We start from the raw sequence: 15,820 nt of genomic DNA, 5'->3' as shown, positions 1-15,820 counted from the left end.
CTTTCAAACGTGATGGATATTGATCATGAAAAAGGACCCGTTCAATACGGGGTGACGGGCCAAATGAAATTCATTCCTGCCTAATATAGGCTTCGATAATTTTTGCAACTAATGGGTGTCGAACAACATCGGTTTGTTCTAAGTAAACAAAAGATATGCCATGAATTTTTGAAAGCGTCTCTTTTGCTACCGCTAAACCAGATTTTACACCTTTCGGCAAATCCACTTGAGAAATATCACCCGTAATAATCATTTTTGAACCAAAACCTAAACGGGTTAAAAACATTTTCATTTGTGCTGGAGTTGTATTTTGGGCTTCATCCAATATAACAAACGCATCTTCAAGCGTTCTCCCCCTCATATATGCAAGCGGGGCAATTTCGATTGTTCCCCTTTCAATGAGTCTTTCTGTATGATCGCTCCCTAAAACTTCGTGTAAAGCATCATACAAAGGCCTTAAGTATGGATCGACCTTTTCTTTTAAATCACCTGGAAGGAAACCTAAGTTTTCACCTGCTTCAACAGCTGGGCGTGTTAATATAATCCTTTTCACAAATCCGTTTTTCAATGCATGAACGGCCATCACAACTGCTAAAAACGTTTTTCCGGTTCCTGCTGGACCGATTCCAAACACTAAGTCTTTTTTCTTAATTTCCTCAATATATCTTCGTTGACCTAATGTTTTAACACGTATAGACTTTCCTTTTGCACTTTTGGCAATTTCATCATCAAACAAGCTTTCGAATTCATTTAATGTCCCGTTTTTCGCCATACGTATTGCATATAAAACATCTCGTTCCGTAATATACACACCTTTACGTATGACGGTTAATAGAGATTTGAGAAGATGATCAACAAGCTCAGCTTTTTCTTGTTCACCTGAAACATAAACGGCCTCACCACGTGTGATAATCGTTACTTTTAGTTCCTCTTCGATTCGTTTTAAATTCACATCATGAATTCCAAACAAGGCGATTGCTTCGTTTGCATTTTCTAGTTGTTGATTTATCGTTACTAACTCTTCTGGCATTCTTTAATCTCCCTGTACAATTGGTTTTGTTTCCACAATATCTTCCATCACTTGGAACAGTATTTTCAATTTTACTTTACCATTCTCACGCATTACGTGCAAAACTTTTTCGTCCATGATTTGATCTCTTTTCCCTAATTGATTCTTTAATTTTTTTTTGGCGATCTCTATCCCTTTTTCTTTTGCTTCTTTTTCATTATATTTTTTCGTTACCGCTTCTTCTTCATAATAGATTTCTTTTTTATAAGCGATTGGTAATGTCCATTTAAGAAAGCGAAAGGGCTTGATCGTTTGTTCCTTTTGGAATTGTTCATATTCTACATGTTGAAACCCCCAAATGGGTAATGTAATGGAACCCATTTGCAGTTTATGTTTTATTAAACGATTGCCTGTTAAAACTTGTAATGTTGAGGTGATTGGAACTTGTACAGTTGTTACATACCATGTTTCACCATAAATTTCTCCTTTTGCAGAAACTAATCTTTGATGTTCTTCATCTCCTATTAATCCAGAAACTAATATTTGGCCTTTTGCTACATGGTCGTTGATACTTACCATTGGTTGTCCCTTTTCAACAAACATTTTAGCAATCACAGCCTCTTTTTTTGCGACAATATGGCGCGGACTTGAAACCTCCATTTTAGGTGGTTCACTTTTTTCGACAACTTCAATATAGTAGGTTGTACCGACTAAATCAATTCCAATCCACGATATTTGCTCTACATTCTTCATGACATGTGCCTGGATTTGTTCAGACTCGGGCAATAAAAATTGAAGAGCACCTTTTTTCAATCCTATTTTGGAGAGCTCTTTTTCAATTAAATGTTCCGTTTTTGGTTCTGCCCCTTTAATTTCAATTCCCCAAATCATGTTTGATAATATAAAAGTAATGATAAAAAAAATTCCGATCCCTATAACAAATCCTACATTTTTATAGGAACGCTTCAGCCAAAATGGCGCTCCCATACGTTTTTGAAATGAACATTTACATTCATACTTTTTCACAATTTTTCTTAAAGCATGTACATCTGAGAGGCGAATAAAAAATGAAACCCCCCCTGATTGATGACGTTTGACATTCCAAATAATGATCCCCTGGCGTATACACTCATTTATAAATCGTTCTATTCCTAGTCCAGTTAAAGAGACTTGTACCGTTCCAGTAAAAAAATAGATCCAATTATTTTTCATCCTTGGCCTCCTAACTTTACGATTCAATAAATATCACGCTTTCAATATGTCCTTCTAACATGATTTCTTCAGGTAATATCGTTTTTATGACAAAATGGTGACCTTTTATGAGCAACTGACCTTGCTTTAATAACAAACGTATCTCTTGGTCAGTAAAAGTTAATAATCCTTTATGATTCTCTATGTATATATGTAGTTGTCCAATCATGGTAATACGTGGAAGATCCATCGTCACATCAGGAGGTACTTCTAATGTTTTCGTCATCCAATTTTTCATTCTTTGATGCCATTTTTTCGCCATAAAAAGAACCTCCCTTCATCCTCATATTTATGAGATAAAAGGAGGTTCTAACACAAAAATTCATTATTTTCTTATAGAAGGGCGAAACGGTCGTTTCGACCTTGGCTCTCGTAGTATTTCACTCCAAATAATCCCTTCGATCGGTGAATTTAAAAAAGGCTTGTAATTCCGTTTTGAATGTTTCCTTTTCTTTGTTGTTTGTTGAAGATGAGAAGCTAATATTTTAGAATTTAATGGTTGAACTTTTTTTCGATTCGTCACCTCTTGAAAACGCTTTTCTATTGGTTTGACGACAGCTTGAGTAGGTTGAGAGACATCCTTTTGAATGGTCGGCTTTTTTTGTCTTGGCTGTTTAGGGACCGTTTTTTTCTCATCGTTTGTTGAATTCATTCGCCTGAAAATAGATGTCATAATACCAATAATGGCTGCAATAAAAAGAGGGTTTTCAAAAATTAAATCAAATATATTCATCGTTTTATCACCTTAATGTAACCGATCATTTTAATCCTCATCATCTTGTTCCTTTGTTAATTTACCAATTGAATCTCTCATTTCCGTATCTGCATTGATGTTTTTAATGTTCATATAATCCATCACTCCAATGTTCCCATTTCGCAACGCTTCGGCCATCGCAAGCGGAACTTTCGCTTCAGCCTCCACAACTTTTGCCCGCATTTCTTCAACCTTCGCACGCATTTCTTGCTCTTTTGCAACAGCCATTGCACGACGCTCTTCCGCTTTCGCTTGGGCAATGTTTTTATCTGCTTCTGCTTGGTCTGTTTGCAGAATGGCCCCAATGTTTTTACCGATGTCAACGTCGGCGATATCGATTGATAAGATCTCAAACGCCGTCCCCGAGTCAAGCCCTTTTCCTAACACAGTTTGTGAAATTAAATCAGGATTTTCTAATACTTTTTTATGATTATCGGAAGAACCAATTGTACTGACAATTCCTTCCCCTACGCGGGCAATAATCGTTTCTTCTCCTGCACCACCAACAAGACGGTCAATATTGGCGCGAACGGTAATGCGCGCTTTTGCTTTTACCTCAATCCCATCCATTGCAACACCAGCAATAAATGGTGTTTCAATTACCTTTGGGTTAACGCTCATTTGTACAGCTTCTAATACATCACGACCCGCTAAATCGATCGCAGCACAGCGCTCAAAGCTTAGCTCTATGTTCGCACGTTCTGCTGCAATGAGAGCATTCACAACTCGATCAACATTCCCACCAGCTAAATAATGGCTTTCAAGCTGATTAATGGCTACATTTAATCCCGCTTTATGAGCTTTAATTAACGGATTTATGACTCGACTTGGAATAACACGGCGCAATCTCATCCCTATTAATGTAAAAATACTAATACGAACACCAGCTGCTAATGCTGATATCCACAGCATAACTGGAACAAAAGTAAATAAGACCGCTAATAAAATAAAACCAATGACAATTAATCCTAATAATATAAAAGTTGACGGTTCCATATAAATCCTCCTATTCGTTTAATTCTCTTACGACAATTCGCATTCCTTCTGTTTTAACAACTTTAATTTTTTGCCCTTTTGCGATATATTCCCCTTCTGTTACAACATCGACGCGTTCATCGTCAATCATCGCCGTTCCAGAAGGTCTTAAAGCCGTTAAAGCTACTCCTTTTTTACCTATAAGCTCTGATCTGCTGCGGTTCGAAACATAGCCTTTTTCAGTTGTTGTCGCATCATTTAATATGATTTTTCTAAAAAATTTCATACGCTTTCCTAACACCTTTGTCATAATAATAACAACAAAAATCGTAACGAATAGAGCGACTATTAAGGAAACGGTCATTTGCATAACATTTCCAGAAGCTACATACAAACTAATTATAATGGAAATAGTACCGATTAAACCAGCAATTCCACCAGGAATAAAGAATTCTGCTATAATTAGCAAGATTCCTGCAACGAAAAGAATAATGGCTTCCAAGCCCGCAAAACCGGCCACATGATGACCATAAAAAAACAACAGTAATGAAGTAAGCCCCATCAATCCAGGGATTCCAAACCCTGGTGTGTATAGTTCAAGAACGAGGCCGATACTACCGATTGACAATAATATCGGAATGACGACAGGATGAGTTAAAAACCTTGCGACTTTTTCAGCAAAGCTAATCGTAGATTCGACTATTGCCGCATTCGCTAAACCTAGCTTCTGTATAAGATCGTGGCGATCAGATACAATTGCTTTAGCATAGCCGACTTCAAGCGCCTGCTTTGCTGTTAATGTCAGCAATTCGCCTTTCCCAGCTCCATATTGCGGCAAATCAACATCTTCATCGACCATCGCCTCAGCATAAATGGGATTTAATTGATGTGATTCTGCTGCGTTAATCATTTCCGCTTTCCAAAATGATGCTGCTTTTTTATCAGCTGCATTTCCTTCCAAATCAATAATAGCAGCCGAACCCATTGTACCACTAGGATGAAAATAAATTTGATCTGTATTTAAGGCTATATAAGCGCCAGCAGATATCGCTTGTTTATTTACATAAGCAATCGTTTCAATATTCGTTTCATTTAATCGTTTAGCTATGGTGATAGCGGCATCAACTGCTCCCCCAGGGGTATTAAGCTCAAGCACAATTTTTTCTGCACCTTGCTTTTCTGCCTCGGTAATAGATCGATCAATGAAGGCGGCAAGCCCTTTTTCAACCGTTTCTTCTATTGAAATAAAATAAACGGTTGGTTTTGCTGCCTGAGGGTTTCGTGCTTCGTGTGAGGAAAATAAAAGAAAAAAAATCGGTACAAAAAATAATATGAATGTTGTTTTTTTCCTGCTCTTTAACAAATGCCCCCTCCCTCCTCTCTTTTTCGTCTAATAATAATACGTTTACAATTCCTTTTTGGTTTCATTTTATAATATGATTCATATACGATGTTTAATAGTAGGATTGACAACGTACTAATTCAAATGAATTCTAACTTATGGCTACGAAAAAAGGAATTGGCTGGTTAAATAAATAATCAGGGGCTGCCTAATGAGTTCCTAAAATGAAGGATTTGGGCGAAATACTACTGTGAAGGACAAAAATATTGGAATAAAATTTGTTAATGTCCTTCATAGAGGCAATGAAGTCCAACAAGAAGCAATTGTATGTGCTGAATGTCCGTCATAAAACTTTTGAAGAACCTAATTCAGAAAGAGAGCATAAGAAAAGTCCTTCATAAGTCTTCTGAAGGATATAAACAAGATAGGAAAATGGTCTGTCCGGTAAGTTCTTAAAATGAAGGGGCTCCCAAAAGTCAGTTAACCCTGACTTTTTGGACAGCCCCTTCATTCCTGAATTTATAATAGTTGTTGTTGAACTAATTTATTTACAAGCGATCCATCTGCCTTCCCTTTTACTTTTGGCATGATCGCTCCCATTACTTTTCCCATTTCTGCTTTCGAAGTAGCATTTACTTCAGCAATGGTTTGTTTGATAATTTCGAGCAATTCCTCTTCAGATAATTGTTCAGGCATATAATCATTTAAAATGTTAATTTCATTTTGTACTTTTTCTACTAAATCTGAACGACCTGCATTTTCGAATTCCTGGAGGGAGTCTTTGCGTTGCTTTACTTCACGAGAAAGAACGGTAAGCTCTTCTTCCTCTGTCAACTCACTTTTTCCTAATTTTATCGCTTCATTTTGCAACGAGGCTTTCACCATGCGGATAACTGTGAGTCGATCTTTCTCTTTATTTTTCATCGCTTGCTTCATGTCTTGATTTAAACGCTCAAGAAGACTCATACTTACACCCTCTTTTAATATTTGCGTTTTCTTGCAGCTTCAGACTTTTTCTTACGTCTTACGCTAGGCTTTTCATAAAACTCGCGCTTTCTAAATTCTTGCAAAGTACCAGTTTTTGATACTTGGCGTCTGAAGCGACGAAGAGCATCTTCAAGCGATTCGTTTTTACGAACGATCGTTTTAGACATCCTATTTCCCTCCCTCCGAACGAAAACCATCAGCTTTCATGTTTCAGAAAGAAACATGTACTAACATAGTATAATATAATCCCCTCATGAGGTCAATGATTTACCATTAGAGTTTTAACATTATATCTAGCCAAGTCATTTCCAAATAAATTCTTTAAGTCAAAGCATATACTTTTTTCGAGTAATTTTAACTCATACCAATGATTAATAATCACTTTCAGATATTTGGCCATTTACAATCGCGACACCAGAGCTTGTACCAATACGAGTTGCCCCTGCTTTGATCATCTCTTCTGCCGCTTTTAAATCACGAACGCCACCAGATGCTTTTACTCCTATTTTAGGACCTACCGTTTTTCTCATTAATTGAACATCTTCAATAGTTGCTCCACCAGTTGAAAAGCCAGTTGATGTTTTGACGAAATCGGCACCTGCTTTTACAGATATCTCACAGGCTTTTACTTTCTCTTCCTCTGTTAGTAAGCAAGTTTCAATGATAACTTTTGTTAACGCTTTCCCATTTGCTGCGTCGACAACGGCACGAATGTCCTTTTCTACAAGATCGTAGTTTTTCTCTTTTAATGCACCAATATTGATAACCATATCAACTTCACTAGCTCCATTTTCAATGGCGTTTTTCGTTTCAAACGCTTTCGTTTCAGGAGTTGTTGCCCCAAGAGGGAAGCCGATTACTGTACAAACTTTTACATCTGTTCCGTTTAAGGCTTCATATGCTGTTTTAACCCATGTCGGATTTACACATACAGAAGCAAATTTATATTGTTTCGCTTCTTCACAAAGCTTTAAAATATCATCTTTTGTTAACTCTGGTTTCAGAGCTGTATGGTCAATCATTCTTGCGATGTTTTCCATTCTGTTAGTCTCCCTTCTTCTCTTCAGTTGTACGTACCTCTCAATTTTACCACTAATTGATTAAAAGTCGAGACATTTTTATGCATTTTTCGTTCCCTTCATATGATAAACCATTATCAAAACATTATTACTTTTTCTTTTATAAAGGCTGTTTTCGTAAACTTTGTTGCTTTTCGACTGTCTATGAACCGAACAAAGCACGTGGTCGGACAAATCACATTTGTCCGACCATCGACTTTTGTTCGGTTCACGTCACGCTACACGCGTGACATAGCAAGCGCTTCGCTTGCTTGACAGTCGAAAAGCTATCGTATAGTAAAGCAACAATCTTTTAGAAAAGAGCCTTTACAAAAGAAAAAAGAGCCTCTGAAACAGAGACTCTGAAAAAGATCATTAAATAGCTGAAAGGAATGGTTCATCCTCTACAACACGGACAAATTCTCCTTCGTTGTATGGGTAGCCAGCCTCCGTTATTTTTACTTTGACTATTTTCCCAACCATTTCTTCTGTGGCCGGAAACACAACTTTTAAATAATTATCTGAATATCCTTCATATAGCCCGCTTTCTGGATTTTCTTTATAGCGTTCTTCCGGTATGACATCAAGCACTTCACCTTCAAATTGGGAAGCATACTCTTTTGCTAGCTGATCGCTAAGTGCAATTAAACGGTGAACACGCTCGTTTTTCACATCTTCATCAACTTGGTTTTCCATGCGAGCTGCTGGAGTGCCTGTACGTTTTGAGTAAGGAAAGACATGTAATTCAGAGAAGCGGTGTTCTTTTACAAAATTAAATGTTTCCATAAATTCCTCTTCCGTTTCACCCGGGAAGCCAACAATGACGTCAGACGTAATAGCCAAACCTGGTAAAGCCTCACGAAGACGATTTAAGCGCTCGGCGAAAAACTCCATCGTATATTTTCTTCTCATTCTTTTCAGAACACTATTTGAACCTGACTGAAGCGGAATGTGTAGATGGCGCACAATTTTATCGGATCGATTTAATACTTCGATTACTTCATCGGTAATTTGACTTGCTTCAATGGAGGAAATACGAATGCGTTTTAACCCTTTGACCTGTTCATCTAAATCCGATAGAAGCATGGCAAAGTTGTAGTCCTTCATATCCTCCCCATATCCGCCTGTATGAATACCTGTTAATACGATTTCTTTATAACCAGCATCAACGAGGCTTTGAGCTTGTTTAATGACTTCTTTTGGATCGCGAGAACGCATTAAACCACGAGCCCAAGGAATGATGCAAAACGTACAGAAGTTGTTGCACCCTTCTTGAATTTTTAAAGAGGCGCGTGTACGATCTGTAAAGGTCGGAACGTCCAACTCTTCAAAAACGCGCGCTTTCATAATGTTTGAAACACCATTAATCGGCTGGCGCTCCTGTTTATATTGTTCAATATAGTCGAGCATTTTATGACGATCTTGTGTCCCTATCACAATATCAACACCAGGAATCGCCATGATTTCTGCAGGAGATGTTTGGGCGTAGCAACCCGTCACACAAATAACTCCATCTGGATTTTTACGAATGGCACGACGGATCACTTGGCGGCTTTTTTTATCGCCTGTATTTGTTACCGTACAAGTATTAATCACATAAACATCGGCCATTTGATCAAAGTCTTTTCGTTCATAACCGGCTTCTTTAAAAAGCTGCCAAATGGCTTCTGTTTCGTAATGATTCACTTTACAGCCGAGTGTATGAAAAGCTACTGATGGCATCTTAATCACCTCATGATTTCAAAATGGTAAGAAATTGCGGAAAGCAGGTATAATGGCGCTGTTTCCATCCTTAAAATTCTCGGTCCAAATCCGCAAGAAATAAAACCAACTTGCTCAAGCTGCCGAATTTCGTCTTCAGTCATTCCACCTTCTGGTCCAAATACAACGATTATCGTCTGACCTGGTAAAAGAGAAGAAAGAGCCTGATATAACGAACTTGATTCTCCCTTTTTGGCTGATTCCTCATATGCTACTAATTTTAAATCGGCGGATTTTGATCGTTTTAAAAGCTCTTGGAATGTAACAGGAGCATCGATCGTTGGAATGGCATTTCGATGTGACTGTTCCGCTGCTTCCTTCGCAATTTTTCGCCATCGCTCTTTCTTTTTTTCTGCTTTTTTGGCATCAAGTTTCACGATGGAACGAGCCGCAATAAAAGGGATAAACTGGGCTGCCCCTAATTCTGTCCCCTTTTGGATGATCCATTCAAGCTTATCCCCTTTAGGCAGCCCACTCGCAATCTGTACACGGACGGGTAATTCATTGTTCATCTCCATCCATTTTAAAACAATGCATGTTACTTGATCATTGGAAATATGTTCAATTTCACACATGGCAGTATAGCCATCTTTTGAACAACAAATAACCTGATCATGTTTCTTCATACGCATAACACGGGAGATATGGTGAACATCATCTCCCGTAATGATCGCTTTATTTTTCATTTCGTCTTTGAACTGATCAACAAAATATCGCTGCATAAACCATCCCTCTTATTTACGTGCAATAAACGATACCCAATCTTCCATGACTAACGTTTCCTCAATCGTAAAGCCCGCTTCTAATAATGCATCGCGAACTTCATTTTTCTTATTTTGAATGATACCTGATGTAATAAAATAGCCTCCATTTTTTAAAAGCTTGGCGGCATCATAATGGAAACGAAGAATAACTTCGGCTAAAATATTGGCCACGATTAAATCAACAGGCTCATGAAAATCATCTAACAAGTTATTTTGTTTTACTTCAACGATTTCTTGCACTTTATTTAATTTCACATTTAATCTAGCACTTTCAACAGCTACAGGATCTAAATCTACGGCAATAACTTTTTTTGCCCCTAGCATTGCTGCAGCAATACTCAATACGCCAGAGCCAGTTCCAACATCAATGATTTGATCACCTTTTTGAACCGTTCTTTCAAGAGCTTGGATACAGAGAACCGTTGTCGGATGCGTTCCCGTTCCGAAAGCCATTCCAGGATCTAATTCAATGATAAGTTCATCTGTATGAACAGGTTCATACGATTCCCATGTTGGGACGATGGTGAATTTTTCAGAAATTTTAACTGGATGATAATATTTTTTCCAAGCTGTTGCCCATTCTTCTTCATTTACTTCACTTATCGATATTTCGTTGCGTCCAAGATCGATATCGTAAATTAATAAGTTATTTATCGCTTCTTTAATACCTTCAATCGTTTCACCTAAAAAGCTATTGATCGGTAAATAAGCTTTGACGATTACTCCTTCTTTCGGATAATCATTCGGATTCAATTCATAAATTTCCCCAAAAATGTTATCTCGTTCTTTCTCTAGTTCATACGGATCTTCAATCACAACTCCGCTTGCGCCCGCCTCGTGTAATATATTAGAAATGGGTTCAACAGCTTCTTGGGTTGTATGGATACTAATTTCTGACCATTTCATTATTCACCAAGCTCCAATCCTAATTTTTTAATCTCCTCGAAAGGCTTTCTTAACTCTATCAAAAAAGCTTTCTTCTTGTTCATTTGGGCGATGATTCGATATATTGGCAAATTCACGTAGTAGTTCTTTTTGCTTTTCTGTTAAGTTTGTTGGCGTTACGACACGAACGATGACATGCTGATCTCCTTGCCCATATCCCCGAACATTTGGTATACCTTTTCCACGAAGTCGAAATTTTGTCCCAGTTTGTGTTCCTGCTGGTATTTTTAGTTTAACCTTTCCATGTAAAGTTGGAACCTCAACTTCATCTCCTAGAGCAGCTTGGGCAAATGTCAACGGCATTTCACAATAAATATCGTCTCCATCCCGTTCAAAAAATTCGTGATCTTGCACATGGAATATAACATATAAATCTCCTGGAGGTCCGCCATTAATTCCAGGCTCTCCTTGGCCTGCTACCCGAAGCTGCTGTCCATCGTCAATACCTGCAGGGATTTTAATCGAAATTTTTTTGCGCTTTTTCACTTTTCCAGTTCCACCGCATGTGGAACATCTTGCTTTAATGATTTTTCCTGATCCATTACAGTAATGACAGACACGGCGGTTGACAATGCGGCCAAACGGAGTGTTTTGTTCCGTACTTAATTGCCCAGTTCCCCCACAATGCGAACACGTTTCCGGAGATGTTCCGGGCTTCGCACCAGATCCATTACACGTATGGCACGTTTCCTCTCTCGGAATTTCAATCGTCGTTTCTTTCCCGAAAACAGCATCTTCAAAAGATATCGTCATCGTATATTGCAAATCAGCTCCAGGCCTCGGCGCATTTGGATCGCGTCTTCGGCTGCCGCCGCCAAAAATAGAACTGAAAATATCTTCAAACCCGAAGCCGCCAAAGTCCGAACCGAAATCCGATCCACTAAAGCCACCGAAACCTTGATTTGGACCAGCATGGCCAAATTGATCATATTGGGCACGCTTCTTGTCATCGCTTAACACTTCATAAGCTTCTTTAATTTCTTTAAATTTTTCTGGAGCATCTGGATCCTTATTAATATCTGGATGGTATTTTTTTGATAGTTTACGATAAGCTTTTTTTATTTCATCTTTTGTTGCGCTCTTACTAACTCCTAACACTTCATAGTAATCACGCTTGCTCATGTTTTTCTCACTCCCGATTTTCTCACATAGAGTAAATTTTATCACTGCTCCTATAGAGAGGCAACTTTTATTCTTGAAAAGGCCTATCGTTTTTGACTAGATCTAGTAAAGATGAAAAAGCCAAAGCCAAGACGCGCCTGACTTTGACTTTTTACCTTGTTCAGAACGTGACAAATCAGGCAGGCGAACGTACCGCCACCAATGTCACTGTTATGATTTTTTATCGTCGTCATTTACTTCCGTGTATTCGGCATCCACAACATTGTCATCCTTTTTCGCCGCTTCTGCTTCATTGTTTTGATTTGCTTGAGCTTGTTTCGCAGCTTCTTCATAAAGCTTCATAGATAATTGTTGTACAATTTGCTGAAGCTCATCTTTTTTTGCTTTCATTTGCTCGAAATCATTTTTCTCAATCGCTTCTTTTAACGCATCTTTCGCTTCATTTGCTTTTTTCACTTCTGCTTCGTCTACTTTTCCTTCAAGATCTTTTAATGTTTTTTCTGTTGTGAAGACGAGCTGGTCGGCTTCATTGCGAAGCTCTGCTTGTTCTTTCCGTTTTTTATCTTGTTCTGCGTTTGCTTCCGCTTCTTTAATCATTCGTTCGATTTCTTCATCTGAAAGACCAGTGGAAGACTTAATCGTAATTTTTTGCTCTTTACCTGTACCTAAGTCTTTCGCACTGACATTGACAATACCATTTTTATCGATATCAAATGTAACCTCAATTTGTGGTACACCACGAGGTGCTGGTGGAATATCTGTTAGCTGGAAGCGGCCTAATGTTTTGTTGTCGGCAGCCATTGGACGTTCACCTTGAAGAACGTGAATATCAACAGCTGTTTGATTATCTGCTGCTGTAGAGAAAATTTGTGATTTGCTTGTTGGAATCGTTGTGTTACGTTCAATAAGCTTAGTAAATACTCCACCCATTGTTTCGATACCGAGTGATAATGGAGTAACATCAAGTAAGACAACATCTTTTACATCTCCACTAATAACTCCACCTTGGATGGCTGCACCCAATGCCACAACTTCATCTGGGTTTACACCTTTATGAGGCTCTTTTCCAATTTCCTTTTTAATTGCTTCTTGAACAGCTGGAATACGTGTAGAACCTCCAACTAAAATGACTTTATCGATATCATCTTTGGAAAGTCCAGCATCTTGTAATGCTTGGCGAACAGGGCCCATTGTTTTTTCTACTAAGTGAGCAGATAATTCCTCAAATTTCGCACGAGTTAACGTTACTTCTAAGTGAAGTGGACCTGCTTCACCTGCTGTAATAAATGGTAAAGAAATTTGCGTACTCGTTACACCAGATAAATCTTTTTTCGCTTTTTCCGCTGCATCTTTTAAGCGTTGAAGCGCCATTTTATCTTTTGATAAGTCAATGCCATTTTCTTTTTTGAATTCATCTACTAAGTAATCAATAATCACTTGGTCGAAGTCATCTCCACCTAAGCGGTTGTCACCAGCTGTAGCGCGAACTTCAAAAACACCGTCACCAAGCTCTAAAATTGATACGTCAAACGTACCACCGCCTAGGTCATATACTAAAATCGTTTGATCTTCTTCCATTTTATCTAGACCGTATGCAAGTGCGGCAGCTGTAGGCTCATTGATGATACGCTCTACTTCAAGTCCGGCAATTTTCCCTGCATCTTTTGTCGCTTGACGCTCAGCATCATTAAAGTAAGCCGGTACAGTAATTACCGCTTTATCAACTTTTTCTCCTAGATAATCTTCCGCATAAGACTTTAAGTATTGAAGGATGATGGCAGAAATTTCTTGTGGTGTATATTCTTTCCCATCAATGTTTACTTTGTAATCTGTACCCATATGACGCTTAATGGAAATAATGGTGTTAGGGTTTGTAATGGCTTGACGTTTAGCAACTTCACCTACTTGACGTTCACCATTTTTAAACGCAACGACAGATGGAGTCGTGCGGTTGCCTTCTGGGTTTGGGATGACCTTAGGCTCTCCACCCTCTAAAACCGCAACACAAGAGTTTGTTGTCCCTAAGTCAATGCCGATAATTTTTCCCATATTCACAACCTCCTGTTAATGTTGATATGTATTATTGGTTAACTTTCACCATTGAAGGGCGAATGACACGATCCTTTAGCTTATAACCTTTTTGTAGTTCCTCTACGACAACGTTAGATTCATAATTTTCATCCTCTACTTGCATAACCGCTTGATGCAAAGTTGGATCGAATTCCTTCCCAACGGCATCAATTGCCTCTACTCCCTCTTTTTCAAGTGCTTGTAGAAGCTGGCGATATACCATTTCCATTCCTTGCAGCACTGACTTTGTCTTTTCATCGTCTGTTTTGATTTGCAATGCCCTTTCAAAATTATCAAGAGCAGGTAATATATCCGAAATCAAGCTTTGCGCACGATATTTTTGGGCTGCTTCTTGATCTAAACGAACTCTACGGCGATAATTTTCAAAATCAGCTTGAATACGAAGCATTTTATTTTCAGTTTCCTCTAATTTTGCTTCTAGCTCTTCAATTTTCGCCTTAGCTACGCTTAATTCATTGTGCTCTTCTACTTGTTCTTCTGTTTCAATCGTTTCTTCAGCCTCATCTTTCACAGGCTCGCTTTCTAGTTCAGCAGCTTCTTCTTTTTCAAATGATTCTGTTTTATTTTTTTCTTCTACCATCATTGTCACCTCCCTTTTCATAATCACTCATAAAAAATATAACTGAGACAAAGCTAAAGTAAGAGGCTGTTTGCTTCCCCTCTTACTCCATCAATATGGACATAATACTTATTCATGATACAAGCTTGTTAGTACTTGTGACAAGTCATTTGTAAAATACTCCAACAAACTGATGACTCGTGAATATTCCATTCTTTTCGGACCTAAAACAGCAATCGTACCTAACTGCTTATCTCCGATCGAATAGGTGGCTGTAATTAAACTGCAGTTTTCAAGCGCAGAAATTTCGTTTTCGGTGCCAATCTTGACAGATATTCCTGAACGATTCGTTTTTAATAGGCGATAAAACTCCTGTTCTTGTTCAATGATATTCAGCAAATCTCGTACTTTATCAATGTCATGAAATTCCGGTTGACTTAGCATATTAGTTTTACCGCCAAAATACAGCTTTTCATTCCCATTGATCGTCAATGTGCCAGCAAGAATTTTTAGAAATACATCATAATTGCGGATATGTTGCTGTAAAATATTAACAACTTCTTTGTAAATTTTATCCTTTAATTCAATTAATGGCACACCTACTAATCGTTCATTTAAGATATTAACAATTTTTTCTAAATCATCAAGATTGATATGGGTTGGAAATGAAATAGGCTTATTTTCAACATGTCCTGTGTCTGTAACAATAATCGCTACAGCAGTATTATCATTGATTGGGATGATTTGCAGGCGCTTCAGCCGATTTTCTGATACTTTTGGCCCTAAAACAATGGCTGTATAGTTCGTTAAATCGGACAAAATTTGCGCAGACTTCTGCACAAGCTTTTCAAGTTCATATATTTTTTCAGCAAAAATGGATTTGATTTTCATCATTTCTACTTTCGATAACTTTTGTGGTGACAATAAATGATCCACGTAGTATCGGTATCCTTTTTCAGATGGGACCCTTCCAGAAGACGTATGTGTTTTTTCAATAAACCCAAGCTCTTCAAGATCCGCCATTTCATTACGTATCGTTGCCGAACTAAACGAAATCGATTCCTTTTTCGACAAAGCACGTGAACCAACTGGTTGAGCAAAGCGAATAAAATCATCAATTATAACTTGAAGAATTAATAATTGACGATCCGTTAGCAATTATCATCACCTCTGTTAGCACTCGAATGAAGTGAGTGCTAATT

At 38.1% G+C, this 15,820-nt stretch carries 16 protein-coding genes; all 16 read right to left on the bottom strand.

Features of this window, described 5'->3' with window-relative positions; all coding sequences use genetic code 11:
* Positions 1 to 70 precede the first annotated feature (70 nt).
* Positions 71 to 1,030 carry a PhoH family protein gene (locus J2S06_RS01860; protein WP_419151110.1) on the bottom strand — a complete coding sequence of 320 codons (960 nt, stop codon included), beginning with the start codon at positions 1,028 to 1,030 and terminating at the stop codon, positions 71 to 73.
* A 3-nt stretch (positions 1,031 to 1,033) separates the two neighbouring features.
* Complete coding sequence (gene yqfD / locus J2S06_RS01855) at positions 1,034 to 2,221, bottom strand: sporulation protein YqfD (RefSeq protein WP_419151109.1); 1,188 nt, start codon at positions 2,219 to 2,221, stop codon at positions 1,034 to 1,036.
* Between the two features lie 16 nt (positions 2,222 to 2,237).
* On the bottom strand, positions 2,238 to 2,522 hold the full coding sequence (yqfC, locus tag J2S06_RS01850) for a sporulation protein YqfC (protein WP_044895826.1): 285 nt from the start codon (positions 2,520 to 2,522) through the stop codon (positions 2,238 to 2,240).
* A gap of 63 nt (positions 2,523 to 2,585) precedes the next feature.
* Positions 2,586 to 2,993 (bottom strand): hypothetical protein, encoded by a 408-nt coding sequence (locus tag J2S06_RS01845; RefSeq protein WP_419151108.1) that lies wholly within the window; start codon positions 2,991 to 2,993, stop codon positions 2,586 to 2,588.
* Positions 2,994 to 3,023: 30 nt separating this feature from the next.
* Positions 3,024 to 4,010: a flotillin-like protein FloA gene (gene floA / locus J2S06_RS01840; RefSeq protein ID WP_044895824.1), complete on the bottom strand. Its 987-nt coding sequence runs from the start codon at positions 4,008 to 4,010 to the stop codon at positions 3,024 to 3,026.
* Between the two features lie 10 nt (positions 4,011 to 4,020).
* Positions 4,021 to 5,352, bottom strand: coding sequence for an NfeD family protein (locus tag J2S06_RS01835; RefSeq protein WP_419151107.1), 1,332 nt, complete (start codon positions 5,350 to 5,352; stop codon positions 4,021 to 4,023).
* 498 nt (positions 5,353 to 5,850) lie between these two features.
* Positions 5,851 to 6,297 (bottom strand): GatB/YqeY domain-containing protein, encoded by a 447-nt coding sequence (locus J2S06_RS01830; protein ID WP_044895823.1) that lies wholly within the window; start codon positions 6,295 to 6,297, stop codon positions 5,851 to 5,853.
* Positions 6,298 to 6,311: 14 nt separating this feature from the next.
* A complete protein-coding gene (rpsU, locus tag J2S06_RS01825) occupies positions 6,312 to 6,485 on the bottom strand; it encodes a 30S ribosomal protein S21 (protein ID WP_044895822.1) in 174 nt (57 codons plus the stop codon).
* Between the two features lie 204 nt (positions 6,486 to 6,689).
* Positions 6,690 to 7,358 (bottom strand): deoxyribose-phosphate aldolase, encoded by a 669-nt coding sequence (deoC, locus tag J2S06_RS01820; protein WP_419151106.1) that lies wholly within the window; start codon positions 7,356 to 7,358, stop codon positions 6,690 to 6,692.
* A gap of 393 nt (positions 7,359 to 7,751) precedes the next feature.
* Positions 7,752 to 9,098 (bottom strand): tRNA (N(6)-L-threonylcarbamoyladenosine(37)-C(2))-methylthiotransferase MtaB, encoded by a 1,347-nt coding sequence (mtaB, locus tag J2S06_RS01815; protein WP_419151105.1) that lies wholly within the window; start codon positions 9,096 to 9,098, stop codon positions 7,752 to 7,754.
* A 5-nt stretch (positions 9,099 to 9,103) separates the two neighbouring features.
* The gene (locus tag J2S06_RS01810) at positions 9,104 to 9,859 is read right to left on the bottom strand and encodes a 16S rRNA (uracil(1498)-N(3))-methyltransferase (protein WP_419151104.1); all 756 of its coding nucleotides are present in this window, start codon (positions 9,857 to 9,859) and stop codon (positions 9,104 to 9,106) included.
* A 12-nt stretch (positions 9,860 to 9,871) separates the two neighbouring features.
* Positions 9,872 to 10,807, bottom strand: a complete 936-nt coding sequence (gene prmA, locus J2S06_RS01805; protein ID WP_044747689.1) for a 50S ribosomal protein L11 methyltransferase — start codon at positions 10,805 to 10,807, stop codon at positions 9,872 to 9,874.
* Between the two features lie 27 nt (positions 10,808 to 10,834).
* Positions 10,835 to 11,968: a molecular chaperone DnaJ gene (gene dnaJ / locus J2S06_RS01800; RefSeq protein WP_419151103.1), complete on the bottom strand. Its 1,134-nt coding sequence runs from the start codon at positions 11,966 to 11,968 to the stop codon at positions 10,835 to 10,837.
* Positions 11,969 to 12,178: 210 nt separating this feature from the next.
* Positions 12,179 to 14,017, bottom strand: coding sequence for a molecular chaperone DnaK (dnaK, locus tag J2S06_RS01795; protein ID WP_419151102.1), 1,839 nt, complete (start codon positions 14,015 to 14,017; stop codon positions 12,179 to 12,181).
* Between the two features lie 31 nt (positions 14,018 to 14,048).
* A complete protein-coding gene (gene grpE, locus J2S06_RS01790; protein ID WP_044747686.1) occupies positions 14,049 to 14,639 on the bottom strand; it encodes a nucleotide exchange factor GrpE in 591 nt (196 codons plus the stop codon).
* Between the two features lie 108 nt (positions 14,640 to 14,747).
* Positions 14,748 to 15,776 (bottom strand): heat-inducible transcriptional repressor HrcA, encoded by a 1,029-nt coding sequence (hrcA, locus tag J2S06_RS01785; RefSeq protein ID WP_419151101.1) that lies wholly within the window; start codon positions 15,774 to 15,776, stop codon positions 14,748 to 14,750.
* Positions 15,777 to 15,820: the final 44 nt, after the last annotated feature.

The sequence above is a fragment of the Bacillus alveayuensis genome (genome assembly GCA_030812955.1).
Classification (GTDB): Bacteria; Bacillota; Bacilli; order Bacillales; family Aeribacillaceae; genus Bacillus_CB; species Bacillus_CB alveayuensis.
Note: the sequence above shows the minus strand (reverse complement) of the source record. Positions and strands in the feature narration are given on the sequence as shown.